Source organism: Bacillus sp. B19-2 (assembly GCF_022832475.1).
GTDB classification, from domain to species: Bacteria; Bacillota; Bacilli; order Bacillales; family Bacillaceae; genus Bacillus; species Bacillus paralicheniformis.
In genome coordinates, this window is record NZ_JALHKQ010000003.1 from 188546 (window position 1) to 205224 (window position 16679).

Genomic DNA, 16679 nt, shown 5'->3' on the forward strand with positions numbered 1-16679 from the left:
TTTGGGAAAGGATAGATAATGTCGTTTTGATCAACATACATATTGAATATGCCGAACGGCAAACACAACGTTATCGCCTTTTTGGAAAGTGTGGTAAAATGCAATACATAATGGAACGAATGTTTTCAAGCGATGTTTCTTTTAACGAAGAAACAGGAATGACAAGGATATAAGGGGTGAAAGAATGTTTAAATTCAACGAGGAAAAAGGACAATTAAAATGCTCGTTTTGCGGCAAAACACAAGATCAGGTACGCAAGCTTGTCGCCGGACCAGGCGTATATATATGTGACGAGTGCATCGAACTTTGCACTGAAATTGTAGAAGAGGAACTCGGCTCTGAAGAAGAAGTGGAGTTCAAAGATGTTCCGAAACCAAAGGAAATCCGCGAGATTCTTGATGAATACGTCATCGGCCAGGACCAGGCAAAAAAATCCCTTGCCGTGGCCGTCTACAATCATTACAAGCGGATCAATTCGAACAGCAAAGTCGATGATGTCGAGCTGTCAAAAAGTAATATTTCCATGATCGGACCGACTGGAAGCGGAAAAACGCTTCTTGCTCAAACGCTAGCCCGCATCCTGAATGTGCCGTTTGCCATTGCGGATGCCACTTCGCTTACTGAAGCAGGCTATGTCGGTGAAGATGTGGAGAACATTTTGCTTAAGCTGATCCAGGCTGCTGACTACGATGTTGAAAAAGCGGAAAAAGGCATTATCTACATCGATGAAATCGATAAAGTGGCCAGAAAGTCCGAGAACCCTTCGATTACACGCGATGTATCAGGTGAAGGCGTTCAGCAGGCTCTGCTTAAAATTCTTGAAGGTACGGTTGCAAGCGTTCCTCCACAAGGCGGAAGAAAGCATCCTCATCAAGAGTTCATCCAGATTGACACAACCAACATCCTGTTCATTTGCGGCGGAGCTTTTGACGGAATTGAGCAAATCATCAAACGCCGTCTCGGTCAGAAGGTCATCGGCTTCGGCTCTGACAACAAGCATGAAGATCTTGAAAAAGAAGTGCTTCTTTCCAAAGTGCTTCCGGAAGACTTGCTTCGCTTCGGTCTGATCCCTGAATTCATCGGCCGTCTCCCGATCATCGCAAGCCTTGAACCACTCGATGAAAAAGCGCTGGTTGAAATTTTAACAAAACCGAAAAACGCACTTGTTAAACAATATAGAAAAATGCTTGAGCTGGATGATGTGGAGCTTGTATTTGAAGACGAAGCGCTCACAGAAATCGCTAAAAAAGCAATTGAACGTAAAACAGGAGCACGCGGACTTCGTTCCATTATCGAAGGAATCATGCTCGACGTGATGTTCGATCTGCCGTCCCGCGAGGATATTGAAAAATGCGTGATTACAGGCAAAACCGTCACTGACGGCGAACCGCCGCGTCTCATTATGAAAGACGGCACGGTCGTCAATAAAGACAAAAAAACTTCAGCATAATGCAGAGAACCTCCTGGCCAAAAGGAGGTTCTTTTTTTGCATTCGGAAACCGTCGGCATACAGAAAAAAGTGACGGTTTCCGAATGCAAAATTATCCCTTTCTGTACGTTTATTCCCTCCCTGATCAGGAAATACTATCTGACATACTTAAAGATACGAAACCATTTCAGGAGGGACCATCAGTTGAGCTGGACGAGCATTGCACTTTTTGTACAACTATTTTTCGGGATCATCATCGGATTATATTTTTGGAATTTGCTCAAGAATCAAAGAACCCAAAAGGTTACGATAGACAGAGAGTCCAAAAAAGAGATGGAACAGCTCCGGAAAATGAGATCAATCCATTTATCAGAACCGTTATCAGAAAAGGTGAGGCCGACAGCTTTTAAAGACATCGTCGGCCAGGAGGACGGCATTAAAGCGCTGAAAGCCGCCCTTTGCGGACCGAATCCGCAGCATGTCATTATTTACGGCCCTCCAGGTGTGGGGAAAACCGCAGCTGCAAGGCTTGTTCTCGAAGAAGCGAAAAAGAACAAGCGCTCACCGTTCCAGGAACATTCCGTCTTTGTCGAGCTTGACGCGACAACGGCCCGCTTTGATGAGCGGGGAATCGCCGACCCGTTGATCGGTTCGGTCCACGATCCGATTTATCAGGGTGCCGGAGCGATGGGGCAGGCCGGAATTCCTCAGCCAAAGCAGGGAGCCGTTACGCATGCACACGGCGGGGTATTATTCATCGACGAAATCGGAGAGCTTCATCCGATTCAAATGAATAAAATGCTGAAGGTGCTTGAAGATCGGAAAGTATTTTTGGAAAGCGCCTATTACAGTGAAGAAAACATGCAAATCCCCAAACATATCCACGACATTTTTCAAAACGGGCTGCCGGCGGATTTCAGACTGATCGGCGCGACGACGAGGATGCCTGACGAAATCCCGCCAGCGATCCGGTCGAGATGTCTGGAAGTGTTCTTCCGCGATCTTGAAAAGCAAGAATTAAAAACGGTCGCCAAAAAAGCGGCTGATAAGATTCAGAAGAAAGTCGCAGAGGAAGGACTTGATCTGTTGACGCGGTATGCGAGAAACGGCCGCGAAGTCGTCAATATGATGCAAATCGCCGCCGGAATGGCTTTGACTGAAGAGCGCGACGAGGTGACGGTTGAAGATATCGAATGGGTGATCCATTCGAGCCAGCTGACACCGAAATACGAACAAAAAATTGCCTCCAAACCGCAGATCGGCATCGTCAACGGACTTGCCGTCCACGGCCCTAACAGCGGTTCGCTGCTCGAAATTGAAGTCACAGTCAACAAGGCTGCTGATAAGGGATCGTTTAATATCACAGGCATCGCAGAAGAAGAGAATATCGGCAACCAGTCAAAATCGATCCGCCGGAAAAGCATGGCGAAAGGATCGGTCGAAAATGTCATGACTGTATTGCGGACAATGGGAGTAAAAGCTTCGGATTATGATATTCACGTGAATTTCCCCGGCGGTATCCCGGTTGACGGACCATCTGCAGGAATTGCAATGGCTACGGGCATTTTCTCCGCCATTCATAAGGTTCCGATAGACCATACTGTCGCCATGACAGGGGAAATCAGCCTGAACGGCCGGGTAAAGCCGATCGGCGGCGTGATTCCGAAAATCAAAGCGGCCAAGCATGCGGGGGCAAAAACGGTCATTATTCCGCACGAAAATGTCCAGTCGATTTTAAAGCGGATAGAAGGCGTACATATCATTCCCGTCAAAACCTTGCAGGAAGTGCTGGACCTCGCATTGGTCAACCCTCCTTCAGAAGTGCCTGACGGCGCTGAAATGAAAAGAGAATCCGTATAAATCCCCATCGTTTCAGATGGGGATTTTTTTCGGGCAGGTTTTCTTAGCGGAGGACATCTTTTCCTTTTTCAGAACTGAAAGAAAGGGTATACTACAGGAGACCCTTTTTATTTCGCCGGGCTTACAATTGTACAGGGATAAAAAAAGTATATTATAATGGTTCATACTAAAGTTACGGAGGTGTCAGTCAAAATGGCAGATGAAACGAAACGAAACATCCCGCTCCTCCCTTTAAGAGGTTTACTCGTCTATCCGACGATGGTTTTGCACCTTGACGTCGGACGTGAAAAATCGGTTCAGGCGCTTGAACAGGCGATGATGAATGACCATATGATCTTTTTGGCAACACAAAAGGACATATCCATAGACGAACCGGATGAAGACGAGATTTTTACATTCGGAACCTATACGAAAATCAAGCAGATGCTCAAGCTGCCGAACGGAACGATCCGCGTTTTGGTGGAGGGGCTGCAGCGCGCCCGCATTCTTGAGTACCATGATTTAGATGAATATACGTCTGTAAAAATCGAACGAATCGATGAAGAGACTGAAAAAGATGTTGAAGATGAAGCACTCATGCGCACATTGCTTGACCACTTCGATCAATACATAAAGATTTCGAAAAAAATATCGGCTGAAACATTTGCCGCTGTGACAGATATTGAAGAGCCGGGAAGAATGGCCGATATCGTCGCCTCCCACCTGCCGCTTAAGCTGAAAGACAAGCAGGAAGTGCTGGAAACGATCGATGTCAAAGCCAGATTAAACAAAGTGATCGACCTGATTCACAACGAAAAAGAAGTCCTTGAGATTGAAAAGAAGATCGGGCAGCGCGTCAAGCGTTCAATGGAAAGAACGCAAAAGGAGTATTACCTGCGCGAGCAGATGAAAGCCATCCAAAAAGAGCTTGGCGATAAAGAAGGAAAAACGGGCGAGGTCCAAAAGCTGACTGAGAAAATCGAACAGGCCGGCATGCCTGACAATGTGAAAGAAACCGCGTTTAAAGAGCTGAACCGGTACGAAAAAATTCCGTCAAGCTCAGCTGAAAGCTCTGTCATCCGCAATTATATTGAATGGCTTATTTCCCTCCCGTGGAACGATGCGACAGAAGACAGGCTTGATTTGAATCTCGCCAGTCAAATCCTTGATGAAGAACACCACGGCCTTGAAAAAGTGAAAGAACGGGTTCTCGAATATTTGGCAGTCCAAAAGCTGACCCGCTCGTTAAAAGGGCCGATCTTATGCTTGGCCGGACCTCCGGGTGTCGGAAAAACCTCGCTGGCAAAATCGATCGCCAAATCGCTCGGACGCAAATTTGTCCGCATTTCCCTTGGCGGCGTTAGGGATGAATCTGAAATCCGCGGCCACCGCCGCACATATGTAGGCGCCATGCCGGGCCGCATTATTCAGGGGATGAAAAAAGCAGGCAAGAACAATCCCGTGTTCCTTTTGGACGAGATTGACAAAATGGCTTCGGATTTCAGGGGAGATCCTGCTTCAGCGATGCTGGAAGTGCTCGATCCTGAACAAAACCATACGTTCAGCGACCATTATATTGAAGAGACGTTTGATTTATCAAAGGTTTTGTTTATTGCAACCGCGAACAACCTGGCCACAATCCCCGGTCCGCTCAGAGACCGTATGGAGATCATCACGATCGCAGGCTATACGGAAGTGGAAAAGGTCGAAATCGTCAAAGATCATTTGCTTCCAAAACAGCTGAAAGAACACGGTCTGAAAAAATCCAATCTGCAAATGCGGGAGCAGGCTGTCCTGGACGTCATTCGCTATTATACGAGGGAAGCCGGCGTCAGAAGCCTTGAACGCCAAATCGCAGCGGTATGCAGAAAAGCGGCGAAGCTGATCGTATCAGGGGAAAGAAAAAGAATTACGGTCACGGACAAAAACCTTGAAGACTATTTAGGAAAAAGAATGTTCAGATACGGACAGGCTGAGCTCGACGATCAGATCGGCGTTGTCACAGGTCTCGCCTACACGACGGTCGGCGGAGATACGCTGTCCATTGAAGTGTCTCTTTCCCCCGGGAAAGGCAAGCTCATTTTAACCGGAAAGCTCGGCGATGTCATGAGAGAATCGGCGCAGGCCGCATTCAGCTATGTCCGTTCAAAGGCGGAAGAGTTGAACATCAGCCCTGATTTTCATGAAAAACACGATATTCACATTCACGTGCCGGAAGGAGCTGTTCCGAAGGACGGCCCATCCGCGGGGATCACAATGGCGACAGCTCTTGTTTCGGCGCTGACGGGCCGACCTGTTTCACGAAATGTCGGCATGACCGGCGAAATCACATTAAGAGGCCGCGTCCTTCCGATCGGCGGCCTGAAGGAAAAGGCGCTCGGCGCACATCGTGCCGGCTTAAAGACTGTCATTATGCCGAAAGATAATGAAAAAGACATTGAGGACATTCCAAACAGCGTGCGGGAAGGCTTAACCTTCATTCCCGTCGCTCACCTGGACGAAGTTCTAAAGCATGCGCTAGTAGGAGAAGAGAAATGAAAGTAACGAAATCAGAGATTGTCATCAGTGCGGTGAAACCCGAGCAGTATCCTGAAGGGGGACTGCCGGAAATCGCCCTTGCCGGGAGATCCAATGTTGGAAAATCTTCATTTATCAATACAATGATCAACCGTAAAAACTTAGCGAGGACATCTTCAAAACCGGGCAAAACACAGACACTAAACTTTTATATCATTAACGATGTCCTTCACTTTGTCGATGTGCCCGGTTACGGATTTGCAAAAGTCTCCAAAACGGAGCGCGAGGCTTGGGGCCGTATGATAGAGACGTATTTGACATCCCGCGAAGAACTGAAAGCGGTCGTTCAAATCGTCGACCTCAGGCATGCTCCTTCACAGGACGATGTCATCATGTACGACTTTTTAAAGCATTATGAAATTCCTGTGATCGTGATTGCGACAAAAGCGGATAAAATCCCTAAAGGTAAATGGGAAAAGCATGCCAAAGTCGTTAAAGAGACGCTCAATATAGAAAAAGAAGACCAGCTCATCTTGTTTTCCTCCGAGACGAAAAAGGGTAAACAAGAAGCATGGTCGGCGATCGAGCAAATGATCGCGAAATAAAAGAAAAAGCACTTGCGGGTTTGATGCAAGTGCTTTTTCTTGAATAAACTATTTTCTTTTTAAGAATAATAAAAGCAGACTAACCGCGATAAAAGCGGCAGGCCAATAGGCTTCTACATATGCCGTCTCGATATTGACCGACTTCAGCCAGGCGGCAATCTGCCGGAAAAAGTAAAGATAGAGGGCGACCGCGATCATCAGCAGACTCTCATATTGATATTCTTTCGTCTTAAACGATTTGACAAGAAGCGCCGCACCGAGAATCAGCACGATGACCGCAAAATCATCCGCGCGGCTGAAATAGTCCTCTTTAAATGTGAAATAAACGCCGATCGCTGTCATGAAGAGCCCTGCAAAGGAATGGGCGGAATCGGCTTCTTTCTGCCCCTGATAAAAAAGAGCCAGCCCGATGAGCCCCGCAAGTACAGACCATTCTTCCTGTCCGTCAAACAGGCTGATCCGGTCCGACCGCAGAAAGGCGTAGACAGCCACGGCTATCAACAGCAATGGGAGCAAAACAGATTTCTTTTTCAAAGTATCACCTTCTTGATGTAGTGAAAGAAATAGAAACACATTTTCTACTATATCACATCAATTTTTTAAAATCTGTTCACATTTTGAGAAGAGAAAATAGTGAATATATGTTATAATCGTTTTGAATAATAAATTCTATATTATAATCATTCTAATTTAGATAGATGTTGGGGGTGCAAGCAAGAGTTATGCATATACTTGTCGTGGGATTGGATTACAAATCAGCCCCTGTTGATATACGTGAAAAGTTAACCTTTCAGCCGGATGAGCTGGGGCAGGCGATGTCGCAGTTGAAAGAAGAAAAAAGCATACTTGAGAACATCATCGTGTCGACATGCAACCGGACAGAGCTGTATGCAGTCGTTGATCAGCTGCACACCGGACGTTATTATATGAAAATGTTTTTGGCGAACTGGTTCGGATTAAGCAAAGAGGACATTTCGCCTTACTTGAAGTTTTATGAAAACGACGGAGCCGTTGAACATTTGTTCCGCGTATCGTGCGGATTGGATTCGATGGTTATTGGAGAAACGCAGATTTTAGGCCAAGTGCGTACAAGTTTTAAGCTGGCTCAGGAAGAGAAGACAATTGGTACCGTTTTCAACTATTTGTTTAAGCAGGCGGTCACTGTCGCGAAGCGCTGCCATGCCGAAACGGATATTGCTTCAAATGCTGTATCCGTCAGCTATGCAGCCGTCGAGCTTGCGAGGAAAATCTTCGGCGACCTTTCCGATAAACACGTGCTGATTCTCGGTGCGGGCAAAATGGGAGAGCTTGCGGTTCAAAACCTGCACGGCCACGGAATCGGACAGGTTACCGTGATCAACAGAACATTTTCAAAAGCGAAGGAGCTTGCCGGCCGTTTTTCAGGCGCGGCGAAAAGCTTAAATGAGCTGCAATGCGCTTTGATGGAAGCCGACATTCTCATCAGTTCAACGGGCGCCAGCGGCTATGTCGTCACAAAAGAGATGATCGAACATGTCAATAAGCTTCGCAAAGGATGTCCGCTTTTTATGGTGGATATTGCCGTACCGCGGGATCTTGACCCGGCTCTCAGCGAAGTGGAAGGCGTCTTTCTGTACGATATTGACGATCTTGAAGGGATCGTCGAAGAAAATCTGAAGGAGCGTCAGGCCGTTGCTGAAGAAGTGGAGCTGATTATTGAAGCTGAGATCGTCGCTTTTAAACAATGGCTGAATACGCTCGGCGTCGTGCCGGTCATCTCTGCCCTCAGGGAAAAAGCTTTGACAATCCAGGCGGAAACGATGCAGAGCATCGAACGGAAGCTCCCTCACTTGAGCACAAGAGAGAAAAAACTTTTAAACAAGCATACGAAAAGCATTATCAACCAGCTTTTGCGCGACCCGATTTTAAAAGTGAAGGAGTTTGCGTCAGAAGCTGATGCCGAAGAAAAGCTTGCGCTGTTTACGCAGATTTTTGATATTGAAGAAGCGGCTTTTCCTGACGGAGAGAAACAAGACGAACGCCAGCCGGTTCATGCGTTTAAGCGGCAAAACCAGCAGGGTTTGACTTCTATCGCGAGCGAGTGACAGACATGACAGACACATTGTTAGCAAGGCTTAACGAAGTTACAATCGTGTTGTACGCGCTCACCGTTCTCTTTTATTTTATAGACTTTTTACAGCACAACCGGAAGGCGGGAAAAGCGGCCTTCTGGTTGCTTTCTATTGTCTGGATTCTCCAGACGGTATACCTTTTTTATTTCATGCAGTACACAGACCAGTTTCCTGTTTTGAATAATGCGCAGGGGCTTTATTTTTACGCGTGGGTGCTCGTCACGCTGTCTCTCGTTTTGACGAAGCTTTTGAAAGTGGAATTTCTCGTTTTTTTCACCAATCTCATCGGCTTTTCAATGGCGGCGATCCACACGTTTACGCCGACGGCGCAGCAGTCGGCGGAGCTCTCGGGAAGGCTTGTGTCCGAGCTCTTGATCATCCACATTACAATGGCGATTCTTTCGTATGGAGCGTTTTCATTGTCGTTTGTCTTTTCCGTGCTGTATCTTTTTCAGTACCGCTTATTGAAAAAGAAAAAGTGGGGGAAATGGCTCTTGAGAATCGAAGATTTGCCAAAACTTGATCATATGGCTTATGTCCTCAATCTCATCGGCGTTCCCATGCTTTTGCTGAGCCTGATTCTGGGGATTATCTGGTCGTATGTATCGCTTGAAACCCTGTACTGGGCCGATCCGAAAGTGCTCGGATCGATCGTCCTGCTTTTTTTATACGGATACTATTTATTTATCAGGATTGTCAAAGAGCTGCAGGGCAGGATCGCGGCCATGTGGAATGCCGCGTCTTTTCTTGTTCTTTTAATCAATTTCTTTTTGCTCGGCAGCTTTTCGCAATTTCATTGGTTTAGTTAGTAAAACGGTTGCCCGTGACGGATTGGGAGGAAGAAAACATGAGAAACATCATTGTAGGCTCAAGAAGAAGCAAATTGGCGATGACCCAGACAAAATGGGTGATCAAAAAGCTGGAGGAATTAAATCCGGATTTCACGTTTGAAATAAAGGAAATCGTTACAAAAGGCGACCGGATCTTGGATGTTACGCTGTCAAAGGTCGGCGGGAAGGGCCTGTTCGTCAAAGAAATCGAACAGGCGATGCTTTCCGGGGAAATTGATATGGCCGTTCACAGCATGAAGGACATGCCGTCGGCGCTTCCCGAAGGGCTGATGGTCGGCTGCATTCCAAAACGGGAAGACGCCAGGGACGTTCTCATTTCAAAAGGCCGTCAAAAGCTGGCCGACCTGAAACAAGGCGCGGTTATCGGCACGAGCAGCCTCAGAAGAAGCGCGCAGCTTTTGCAAATGCGCCCAGACCTTGAGATCAAGTGGATCAGGGGAAATATCGATACAAGGCTGAAAAAACTTGAAACCGAAGATTACGACGCGATTATTTTAGCAGCTGCAGGCCTGTCGAGAATGGGCTGGAAGGACGATGTCGTCACCGAATTTCTCGATCCGGAGAGCTGCCTTCCCGCCGTTGGGCAAGGCGCGTTGGCGATCGAGTGCAGGGGCTCGGATGAGGAACTGCTGTCCCTCTTTTCGCGCCTGAACGACCGCTACACACAGCTGACCGTCACGGCCGAGCGCGCTTTTCTCCATGCAATGGAAGGCGGCTGCCAAGTGCCAATCGCAGGATTTGCGACGATGGACGAAGACGGCGTCATCGAACTGACCGGTCTTGTGGCATCGCCTGACGGAAAAATCGCATACAAAGAAACAGTAAAAGGAAAAGATCCGGAGGCTGTCGGCAGAGAATGCGCGGCAGTCATGTCGGAAAAAGGAGCAAAGGCACTGATTGACCGGGTGAAACAGGAGCTGGAAGACAATGAAGCATGATCTTCCTTTACAGGGAAAGAAAGTGCTCGTCACCCGCAATAAAGCGCAAGCCCAATCTTTCAGGGAAAAGGTGGAGGCTTTGGGCGGAGAAGCTGTTTTAACGTCATTGATTTCGTTTCGGCCCGCCCTCCCGCCGGAGGCGGCCCGGCGCTTTCGAGCAGATCTTGAAAGCGCGGACTGGCTTGTTTTTACAAGCGTGAACGGGGCAAAATTCTTTTTCTCTTATTTAAAGAACGCCGGGTTCAGCGTTCCTTTCGCATCAAAGGCGAAGGTTGCCGCTGTCGGTGAAAAAACAGCCAGGTATTTGCGTGACAGGGGTCTTTCTGTCGATTTGATGCCTGAGTTATACGTGGCTGAACATTTGGCTGAGGCACTCAAGCGAAATGCCGGCCGTCATGATAAAGTGGCCGTTTTAAAAGGAAATTTATCCCGAGACGTCATCAAGAAAACCCTCACTCCGCTCGGAATTCAAGTTTCGGAATGGATTTTGTATGAAACCGTTCGTGATGAAAAGGGAATCCTGGAGCTGAAGGAAGCAGCAAAACACGCGTCTTTTGATTTTGTGACATTTACGAGTTCCTCGACGGTACATACATTCATGTCCATTCTGAAAGAGGAGAGCAGAACGTGGGCCGAAAAGAACGGTACGGATTTTATTACGATCGGGCCCATGACAAAGAAGGCGCTGTCGGACTACGGAATTCCTTCATATATGCCGGCCGTCTATACAATCGACGGAATGCTGCGTGAAATGTGCCGCATTTCAAGAAAGGGAGAATGACAAATGGAAGCATCATTTCAAAGACACCGCCGCCTGCGGACGACAGCAGGTATGCGGAAATTGGTAAGAGAAACCGAGTTAAGAGCATCTGACTTCATTTATCCGATATTTGTTACCGAGGAAGAGAACGTCAAAAGCGAAGTTCCGTCCATGCCGGGCGTATACCAGCTGTCTTTGGACCGGCTGAAAGAGGAAATGGAGGAAGTCGCAAGCCTCGGCATTCAATCTGTGATCGTTTTCGGCGTGCCTGAACATAAAGATGATGTGGGAAGCGGAGCCTATCACAACCACGGCATCGTTCAAAAAGCGATTGTACAAATTAAACAAGACTTTCCTGAGCTTGTCGTTATCGCAGATACGTGCCTATGCGAGTATACGGACCACGGTCACTGCGGCCTTGTGGAAAACGGTGAAATATTAAATGACGAATCGCTCGTTCTTTTGGCAAAAACCGCTGTCAGCCAAGCCCGTGCAGGCGCTGACATTATTGCGCCGTCAAACATGATGGACGGTTTCGTTGCCGCCATCAGGGAGGCGCTTGATCAGGAAGGATTTACAAATGTGCCGATCATGTCGTACGCTGTAAAATATGCGAGCGCGTTTTACGGCCCGTTCCGCGATGCCGCGGGAAGCAGTCCGCAGTTCGGCGACCGCAAGACGTACCAAATGGATTATGCTAACCGCAGGGAGGCTCTCCGGGAGGCAAAATCCGATGTGGAAGAAGGCGCCGATTTCCTGATCGTCAAGCCGACGCTTTCATATCTTGATATCGTCAGAGAAGTGAAAAACGAATTTAACCTGCCTGTTGTCGGATACAATGTAAGCGGGGAGTATGCAATGGTCAAAGCCGCGGCCCAAAACGGCTGGATTGAAGAAAAAGCTCTTGTTCTCGAAATGCTGACAAGCATGAAGCGGGCGGGCGCCGATTTGATCATTACGTACTTTGCAAAAGATGCGGCAAAATGGATTTCGGAATAAGAATTTGAACTGGGGGGTTTTAGAGGATGCGGAGCTATGAGAAGTCTAAAGCGGCATTCGAAGAGGCGCAACGCGTCATGCCTGGCGGGGTGAACAGTCCGGTCAGAGCCTTTAAATCAGTGAACATGGACCCGATTTTTATGGAGCGGGGAAAAGGATCAAAAATCTATGATATTGACGGAAACGAATACATCGATTATGTCTTGTCATGGGGACCGCTTATTTTAGGACACAGCAATGAAAAAGTGGTGAAAGAAATTCAAAAAACGGCAGAACACGGAACAAGCTTCGGTGCACCGACACAACTGGAAACCGAGCTTGCCGAGCTTGTCATCGACCGGGTTCCTTCCATAGAAATCGTTCGGATGGTGAGCTCCGGTACGGAGGCGACGATGAGCGCCTTGCGGCTGGCACGCGGATACACAGGCCGTAACAAAATCGTGAAATTTGAAGGCTGCTACCATGGACACGGTGATTCCCTGCTGATTAAAGCGGGCTCTGGAGTAGCGACGCTTGGCCTCCCTGACAGTCCCGGAGTTCCGGAAAGCATTGCAAAAAACACGATTACCGTTCCTTACAATGATCTGGAAAGCATGAAGCTTGTCTTTCAGGAATTCGGAGAGGACATTGCCGGCGTTATCGTTGAACCTGTCGCGGGCAATATGGGTGTCGTACCTCCGGTTAAAGGGTTCCTCGAAGGGCTTCGCGAGCTGACTGAGACGCATGGCGCTCTGCTGATTTTTGATGAAGTAATGACAGGCTTCAGGGTGGGTTACAACTGTGCGCAAGGCTATTTCGGAGTGACGCCTGATTTGACTTGCCTCGGAAAAGTGATCGGCGGCGGTCTTCCTGTCGGCGCTTATGGAGGTAAGGCGGAAATCATGGAGAAAATTGCGCCGAGCGGTCCGATCTATCAGGCCGGCACACTGTCCGGCAACCCGCTTGCCATGACAGCCGGACTTGAAACATTGAAACAGCTGACTCCTGAATCCTACCAGGAGTTCTCCCGCAAAGCAGACCGTTTGGAAAAAGGAATTTCTGAAGCTGCAGAGAAAAATGGCATTCCGTGTACATTTAACCGGGCGGGGTCTATGATCGGCTTTTTCTTCACAAATGAACCGGTCATCAATTATGATACAGCGAAACAGTCTGACCTCGGATTGTTTGCCGAATATTATAAAGGGATGGCCGATGAAGGCGTGTTTCTCCCGCCTTCACAGTTTGAAGGGCTATTCTTGTCAACCGCTCATACGGATGACGACATTGAGCATACGATTCAAGCTGCTGAACGCGTATTCGAAAGAATCAGCCGCTCCAGATAAAGAAAAGGGCTGCCGGACATTGCCGGCGGCTCTTTTTTTGCATGGTGCCGGTAACGGCTTATGATTTTTCTGTTCATATTCTGCCTGCTTTTCACATACATCTTTACTGACATCTAATTTTAAAAATTAGGTGAAGGGAGGATATCAGTTTGCCGCAAAACAATCGTTTGCAATTTTCTGTAGAAGAGTCAATCTGTTTTCAAAAAGGACAGGAAGTATCCGAATTATTATCGATTTCATTGGATCCTGACATTACTGTTCAGGAAGTAAATGATTATGTATCCATACGAGGGTCATTAGAGCTGACAGGCGAATACAACATAGATCAAACCCGGGAGTATGCAGAGCTGCCTGCGACAAGCCGATTTGTGGAAGATGTAAAGCTGAAAGGGGACGGCAGCGCAGAGCTGACGCATTGTTTCCCAGTGGATATCACCATCCCGAAAGACAAGGTCAATCATTTAAACGACGTATTTGTTTTTATTGACGCTTTCGATTATCAGCTGACAGATGCGAGGATGCTGACGATTCAAGCTGATTTGGCGATTGAAGGCCTCTTGAATGTAAGCGGTGAAGCGGGTGAAAAAGAACCGCGTACTATGCCTGCGGCCGTCCAGCCGGAAGAGGAGCTCGAGCCTGCCTTCAGATCACCTTCAGACGACGAAGAGCAGGGTAAAGAGGAAGAATTTTTGATTCAGCTTGACAGATCTTATGAAGAGCAGGACGAAGAACAGCCGTATGAAGAAGCAGAAGAAACTGATACCGATGAGGAAGCGGTTCCGATTTACCAGTCGTTTCTCGGAGACGATACAGAGGAAACAAAGCCGTTTTTTACAGCGTCTTTGTCTGCGGCAGAGCGTGCGAAGCGCGAAATGGAAAATCAAAAAGATGCCGCTCTTGAACATCCGGAAGAAGAATATGAGCTAAATAGGGAGAAAGCAGAAGCAAAGCCGGAAGAATACGAGCTGAAAAAGGGGAAAGCGGAAGCAAACCCGGATGAATATGAGCTAAATAGGGAGAAAGTAGAAGCAAAGCCGGGAGAATATGAGCTGAAAGAGGGGAAAGCGGAAGCAAAGCCGGAAGAATACGAGCTGAAAAGGGAGAAAGTAGAAACAAAGCCGGAAGAATACGAGTTGAAAAGGGAAGAAGCGGAAGAAGAGCCGGAGCCTCTCCAAAGGGCTTATCAACCTCATGATGAACCAAAAGAAACCCCGTTCTACGGTGTTCCGCCTCTTTTGGAAGAAGACCAGAATGACAGGGAGCCCGAGACGTTTGAAGTTGAAGTGACACAGGAAGCAGAAGCGATTGATGAAGAAGAGGGAGCCGGACATACCATTGAAATCCCGGAATATTCGTTTCATGAGCAGACGGAGCCCGAAGAAGAAAGAGATGAGATGCCGGCATCAGACGAACAGGAAGTGTCAGCGAAGGAGAACGACAATGCTCTCTATTTGACAAAGCTGTTTACAAAACAGGGAGAGGAGGAGTTTACTCGAATGAGGATGTGCATCGTTCAGCAAAACGATACCATTGATCTTCTGTGCGAGCGCTATGATATTAACGTCCAGCAGCTCATCCGGATGAATTCCCTTTCCCTTGACGAGGAATTAAAAGAGGGACAGATCCTTTATATACCGGATTATCAAAACAGCCATGCCTAATGCATTGATAAAAATGTGGTGAAGCCGATGGAAGGCATCCAGTCTATTTTAAATGAGTATGGTCTTACGCCTGAATATATGGAATCGGTCAGTCCAAAGGTATGGAAAGTGTATACGGATCACGGTGTATTCGCCCTGAAAAAATTGGCGGCTTCAAGAAACGCCCGCTTCACAGAACAGATGATCATGCTGGAGGAAAAAGGCTACAGGCAGTTCGTTCCCGTCTATCGAAACCGCACGGGCGAATTTTTAACGCAAGCCGGAGAAGATGTCTGTTATCTCATGCCTTGGCTTACCCTTGAAAGAGAGGAAGAGCGTGATCAAAAACACGAATATATGTTTAAAGAAATCGCTCTTCTTCACCAGCGGACGGAAAAAGAGCTCGGTGTGAGGCGGGAAGAAATACTCGGGCACTATGAACGGACAAAACGGAAGTGGGAACAGCAAAAACAGAAATATGAAGAATTCATCTCAAGAGCGGAAAACGAATGGTATATGTCCCCGTTCCAGCTTCAGGCAGCCATGTATTTCAAAGAGACGATATCAGCTGCAGACTTTGCACTTGCCCGCCTTGAAGAGTGGTATGAGACCATGAAAGACAAAGAGTCTTCCAGAATGGTTTTAAACCACGGGCAGCTGTCCGTCCGGCATTTTCTCTATAACGATACCGGAACGGGTTACTTTACGAACTTTGAGAAAGCGGGACACGGGCCCCCTGCGAACGATCTCATCGTATTTTTTACAAGAATGTTTAAGACGAACCCCGTTATGTGCACGGAATGTGTAAACTGGTTTTATACGTATCACAATGTCTATCCTTTGCGGGAGGAAGAAATCAGCTTATTCCTCAGCTATATGGCTTACCCCGGGCCTGTATTCGGCGTGCTGAACCGCTACGACCTTGAGAAGGGGCCTGGAGAAAAAGAAGCCTGTACAACGCTTTTGAAGGCGTACTGGCAAATGAAAAACGCCGAACCGCTTGTGATGAGCATTCACGAGACGGAAGAAAACAGAAAACTGCAGGAAGAAACAGAGTCCCCATCATCATGATGCGGACTTTTTTCGTGCCTATATCCAGTCAAGGTGAAAGGCGCATGCAAGGAATATGAGAATGCCCAAAAGGAGGACATCAAATGTGGTAGGAAAGATGATCGTGCGTATGCCCTGGAAGATCGTGATCGGGAGGACGACTTGAACAGCAACAAGCCTGACTTGCTTCAGCCACGGCTGGAATGAATGTGTGTTGAATTTTTTTCGCATCTTATGCCTCCTCTCCTTATCGTTACAGCATCATATGAGGAAAAGGAGCTTGTGTGCATGGCCCAGTATCGTATAAAACAAGAGAAAAACGGAAAAGATGATTGACGAAAATGAAAAAGATTTAGTAATATAAGAAAAAGAAAAAGTACGTGCTGAAAAGACAATGATCACCCGCTTTGAATGGGAAGAGTACAAAAACAGACGCTTGCAGAGAGGGAAGCCGGTTCGCTGAAAGGCTCCCAGTCAGTCTTTTTTGGAAGGTCGCCCAGGAGCGCAATTTCTCGAACGAAAAAGTAGAGAAATTCGGGAAAGTCCCGTTATCCCATTTAAGTGCGTGAATGCGTTTTTCGCATTCATGAAAAAAGGTGGTACCGCGAGAGAGTTCTC

General features: G+C 47.5%; 14 protein-coding genes and 1 other annotated feature (1 of these 15 cut by a window edge). Of the genes, 12 read left to right on the forward strand and 2 right to left on the reverse strand.

Features of this window, described 5'->3' with window-relative positions; genetic code table 11:
• Positions 1-184 precede the first annotated feature (184 nt).
• From clpX to yihA, 4 genes are all read left to right on the forward strand, one after another.
• Positions 185-1450 carry an ATP-dependent protease ATP-binding subunit ClpX gene (gene clpX, locus MST20_RS13295; protein ID WP_243942791.1) on the forward strand — a complete coding sequence of 422 codons (1266 nt, stop codon included), beginning with the start codon at positions 185-187 and terminating at the stop codon, positions 1448-1450.
• A 183-nt stretch (positions 1451-1633) separates the two neighbouring features.
• Positions 1634-3289 carry an ATP-dependent protease LonB gene (gene lonB, locus MST20_RS13300; RefSeq protein WP_243942793.1) on the forward strand — a complete coding sequence of 552 codons (1656 nt, stop codon included), beginning with the start codon at positions 1634-1636 and terminating at the stop codon, positions 3287-3289.
• A gap of 192 nt (positions 3290-3481) precedes the next feature.
• The gene (gene lon, locus MST20_RS13305; protein WP_243942795.1) at positions 3482-5806 is read left to right on the forward strand and encodes an endopeptidase La; all 2325 of its coding nucleotides are present in this window, start codon (positions 3482-3484) and stop codon (positions 5804-5806) included.
• Complete coding sequence (gene yihA, locus MST20_RS13310; protein ID WP_154995868.1) at positions 5803-6390, forward strand: ribosome biogenesis GTP-binding protein YihA/YsxC; 588 nt, start codon at positions 5803-5805, stop codon at positions 6388-6390. The genes lon and yihA overlap by 4 nt, the downstream gene beginning before the upstream one ends.
• Positions 6391-6438: 48 nt before the next feature.
• Here yihA and MST20_RS13315 read toward each other — a convergent pair whose 3' ends face one another.
• Positions 6439-6924, reverse strand: coding sequence for a hypothetical protein (locus MST20_RS13315; RefSeq protein WP_243942797.1), 486 nt, complete (start codon positions 6922-6924; stop codon positions 6439-6441).
• A 188-nt stretch (positions 6925-7112) separates the two neighbouring features.
• On the opposite strand from MST20_RS13315, the gene hemA reads away from it, so the two are divergent.
• From hemA to ysxE, 8 genes are all read left to right on the forward strand, one after another.
• Entirely contained in the window at positions 7113-8474 is a 1362-nt protein-coding gene (gene hemA / locus MST20_RS13320) for a glutamyl-tRNA reductase (protein ID WP_076793586.1), read from the forward strand.
• 5 nt (positions 8475-8479) lie between these two features.
• Positions 8480-9310 (forward strand): cytochrome c biogenesis protein, encoded by an 831-nt coding sequence (locus MST20_RS13325; RefSeq protein WP_075752503.1) that lies wholly within the window; start codon positions 8480-8482, stop codon positions 9308-9310.
• A gap of 38 nt (positions 9311-9348) precedes the next feature.
• On the forward strand, positions 9349-10290 hold the full coding sequence (hemC, locus tag MST20_RS13330; RefSeq protein WP_243942799.1) for a hydroxymethylbilane synthase: 942 nt from the start codon (positions 9349-9351) through the stop codon (positions 10288-10290).
• A complete protein-coding gene (locus MST20_RS13335) occupies positions 10280-11071 on the forward strand; it encodes a uroporphyrinogen-III synthase (RefSeq protein ID WP_243942801.1) in 792 nt (263 codons plus the stop codon). Before hemC ends, MST20_RS13335 begins: the two co-directional genes overlap by 11 nt.
• A gap of 3 nt (positions 11072-11074) precedes the next feature.
• Positions 11075-12049: a porphobilinogen synthase gene (gene hemB, locus MST20_RS13340; RefSeq protein ID WP_243942803.1), complete on the forward strand. Its 975-nt coding sequence runs from the start codon at positions 11075-11077 to the stop codon at positions 12047-12049.
• A gap of 26 nt (positions 12050-12075) precedes the next feature.
• Positions 12076-13371, forward strand: coding sequence for a glutamate-1-semialdehyde 2,1-aminomutase (gene hemL, locus MST20_RS13345; RefSeq protein ID WP_165427712.1), 1296 nt, complete (start codon positions 12076-12078; stop codon positions 13369-13371).
• Between the two features lie 149 nt (positions 13372-13520).
• A complete protein-coding gene (locus MST20_RS13350) occupies positions 13521-15032 on the forward strand; it encodes a LysM peptidoglycan-binding domain-containing protein (RefSeq protein WP_243942805.1) in 1512 nt (503 codons plus the stop codon).
• A 27-nt stretch (positions 15033-15059) separates the two neighbouring features.
• Complete coding sequence (ysxE, locus tag MST20_RS13355) at positions 15060-16082, forward strand: spore coat protein YsxE (RefSeq protein ID WP_243942807.1); 1023 nt, start codon at positions 15060-15062, stop codon at positions 16080-16082.
• 18 nt (positions 16083-16100) lie between these two features.
• Here ysxE and MST20_RS13360 read toward each other — a convergent pair whose 3' ends face one another.
• On the reverse strand, positions 16101-16292 hold the full coding sequence (locus MST20_RS13360) for a hypothetical protein (RefSeq protein ID WP_020452457.1): 192 nt from the start codon (positions 16290-16292) through the stop codon (positions 16101-16103).
• Between the two features lie 167 nt (positions 16293-16459).
• Positions 16460-16679: a binding site (T-box leader), on the forward strand (it continues 12 nt past the right edge of the window).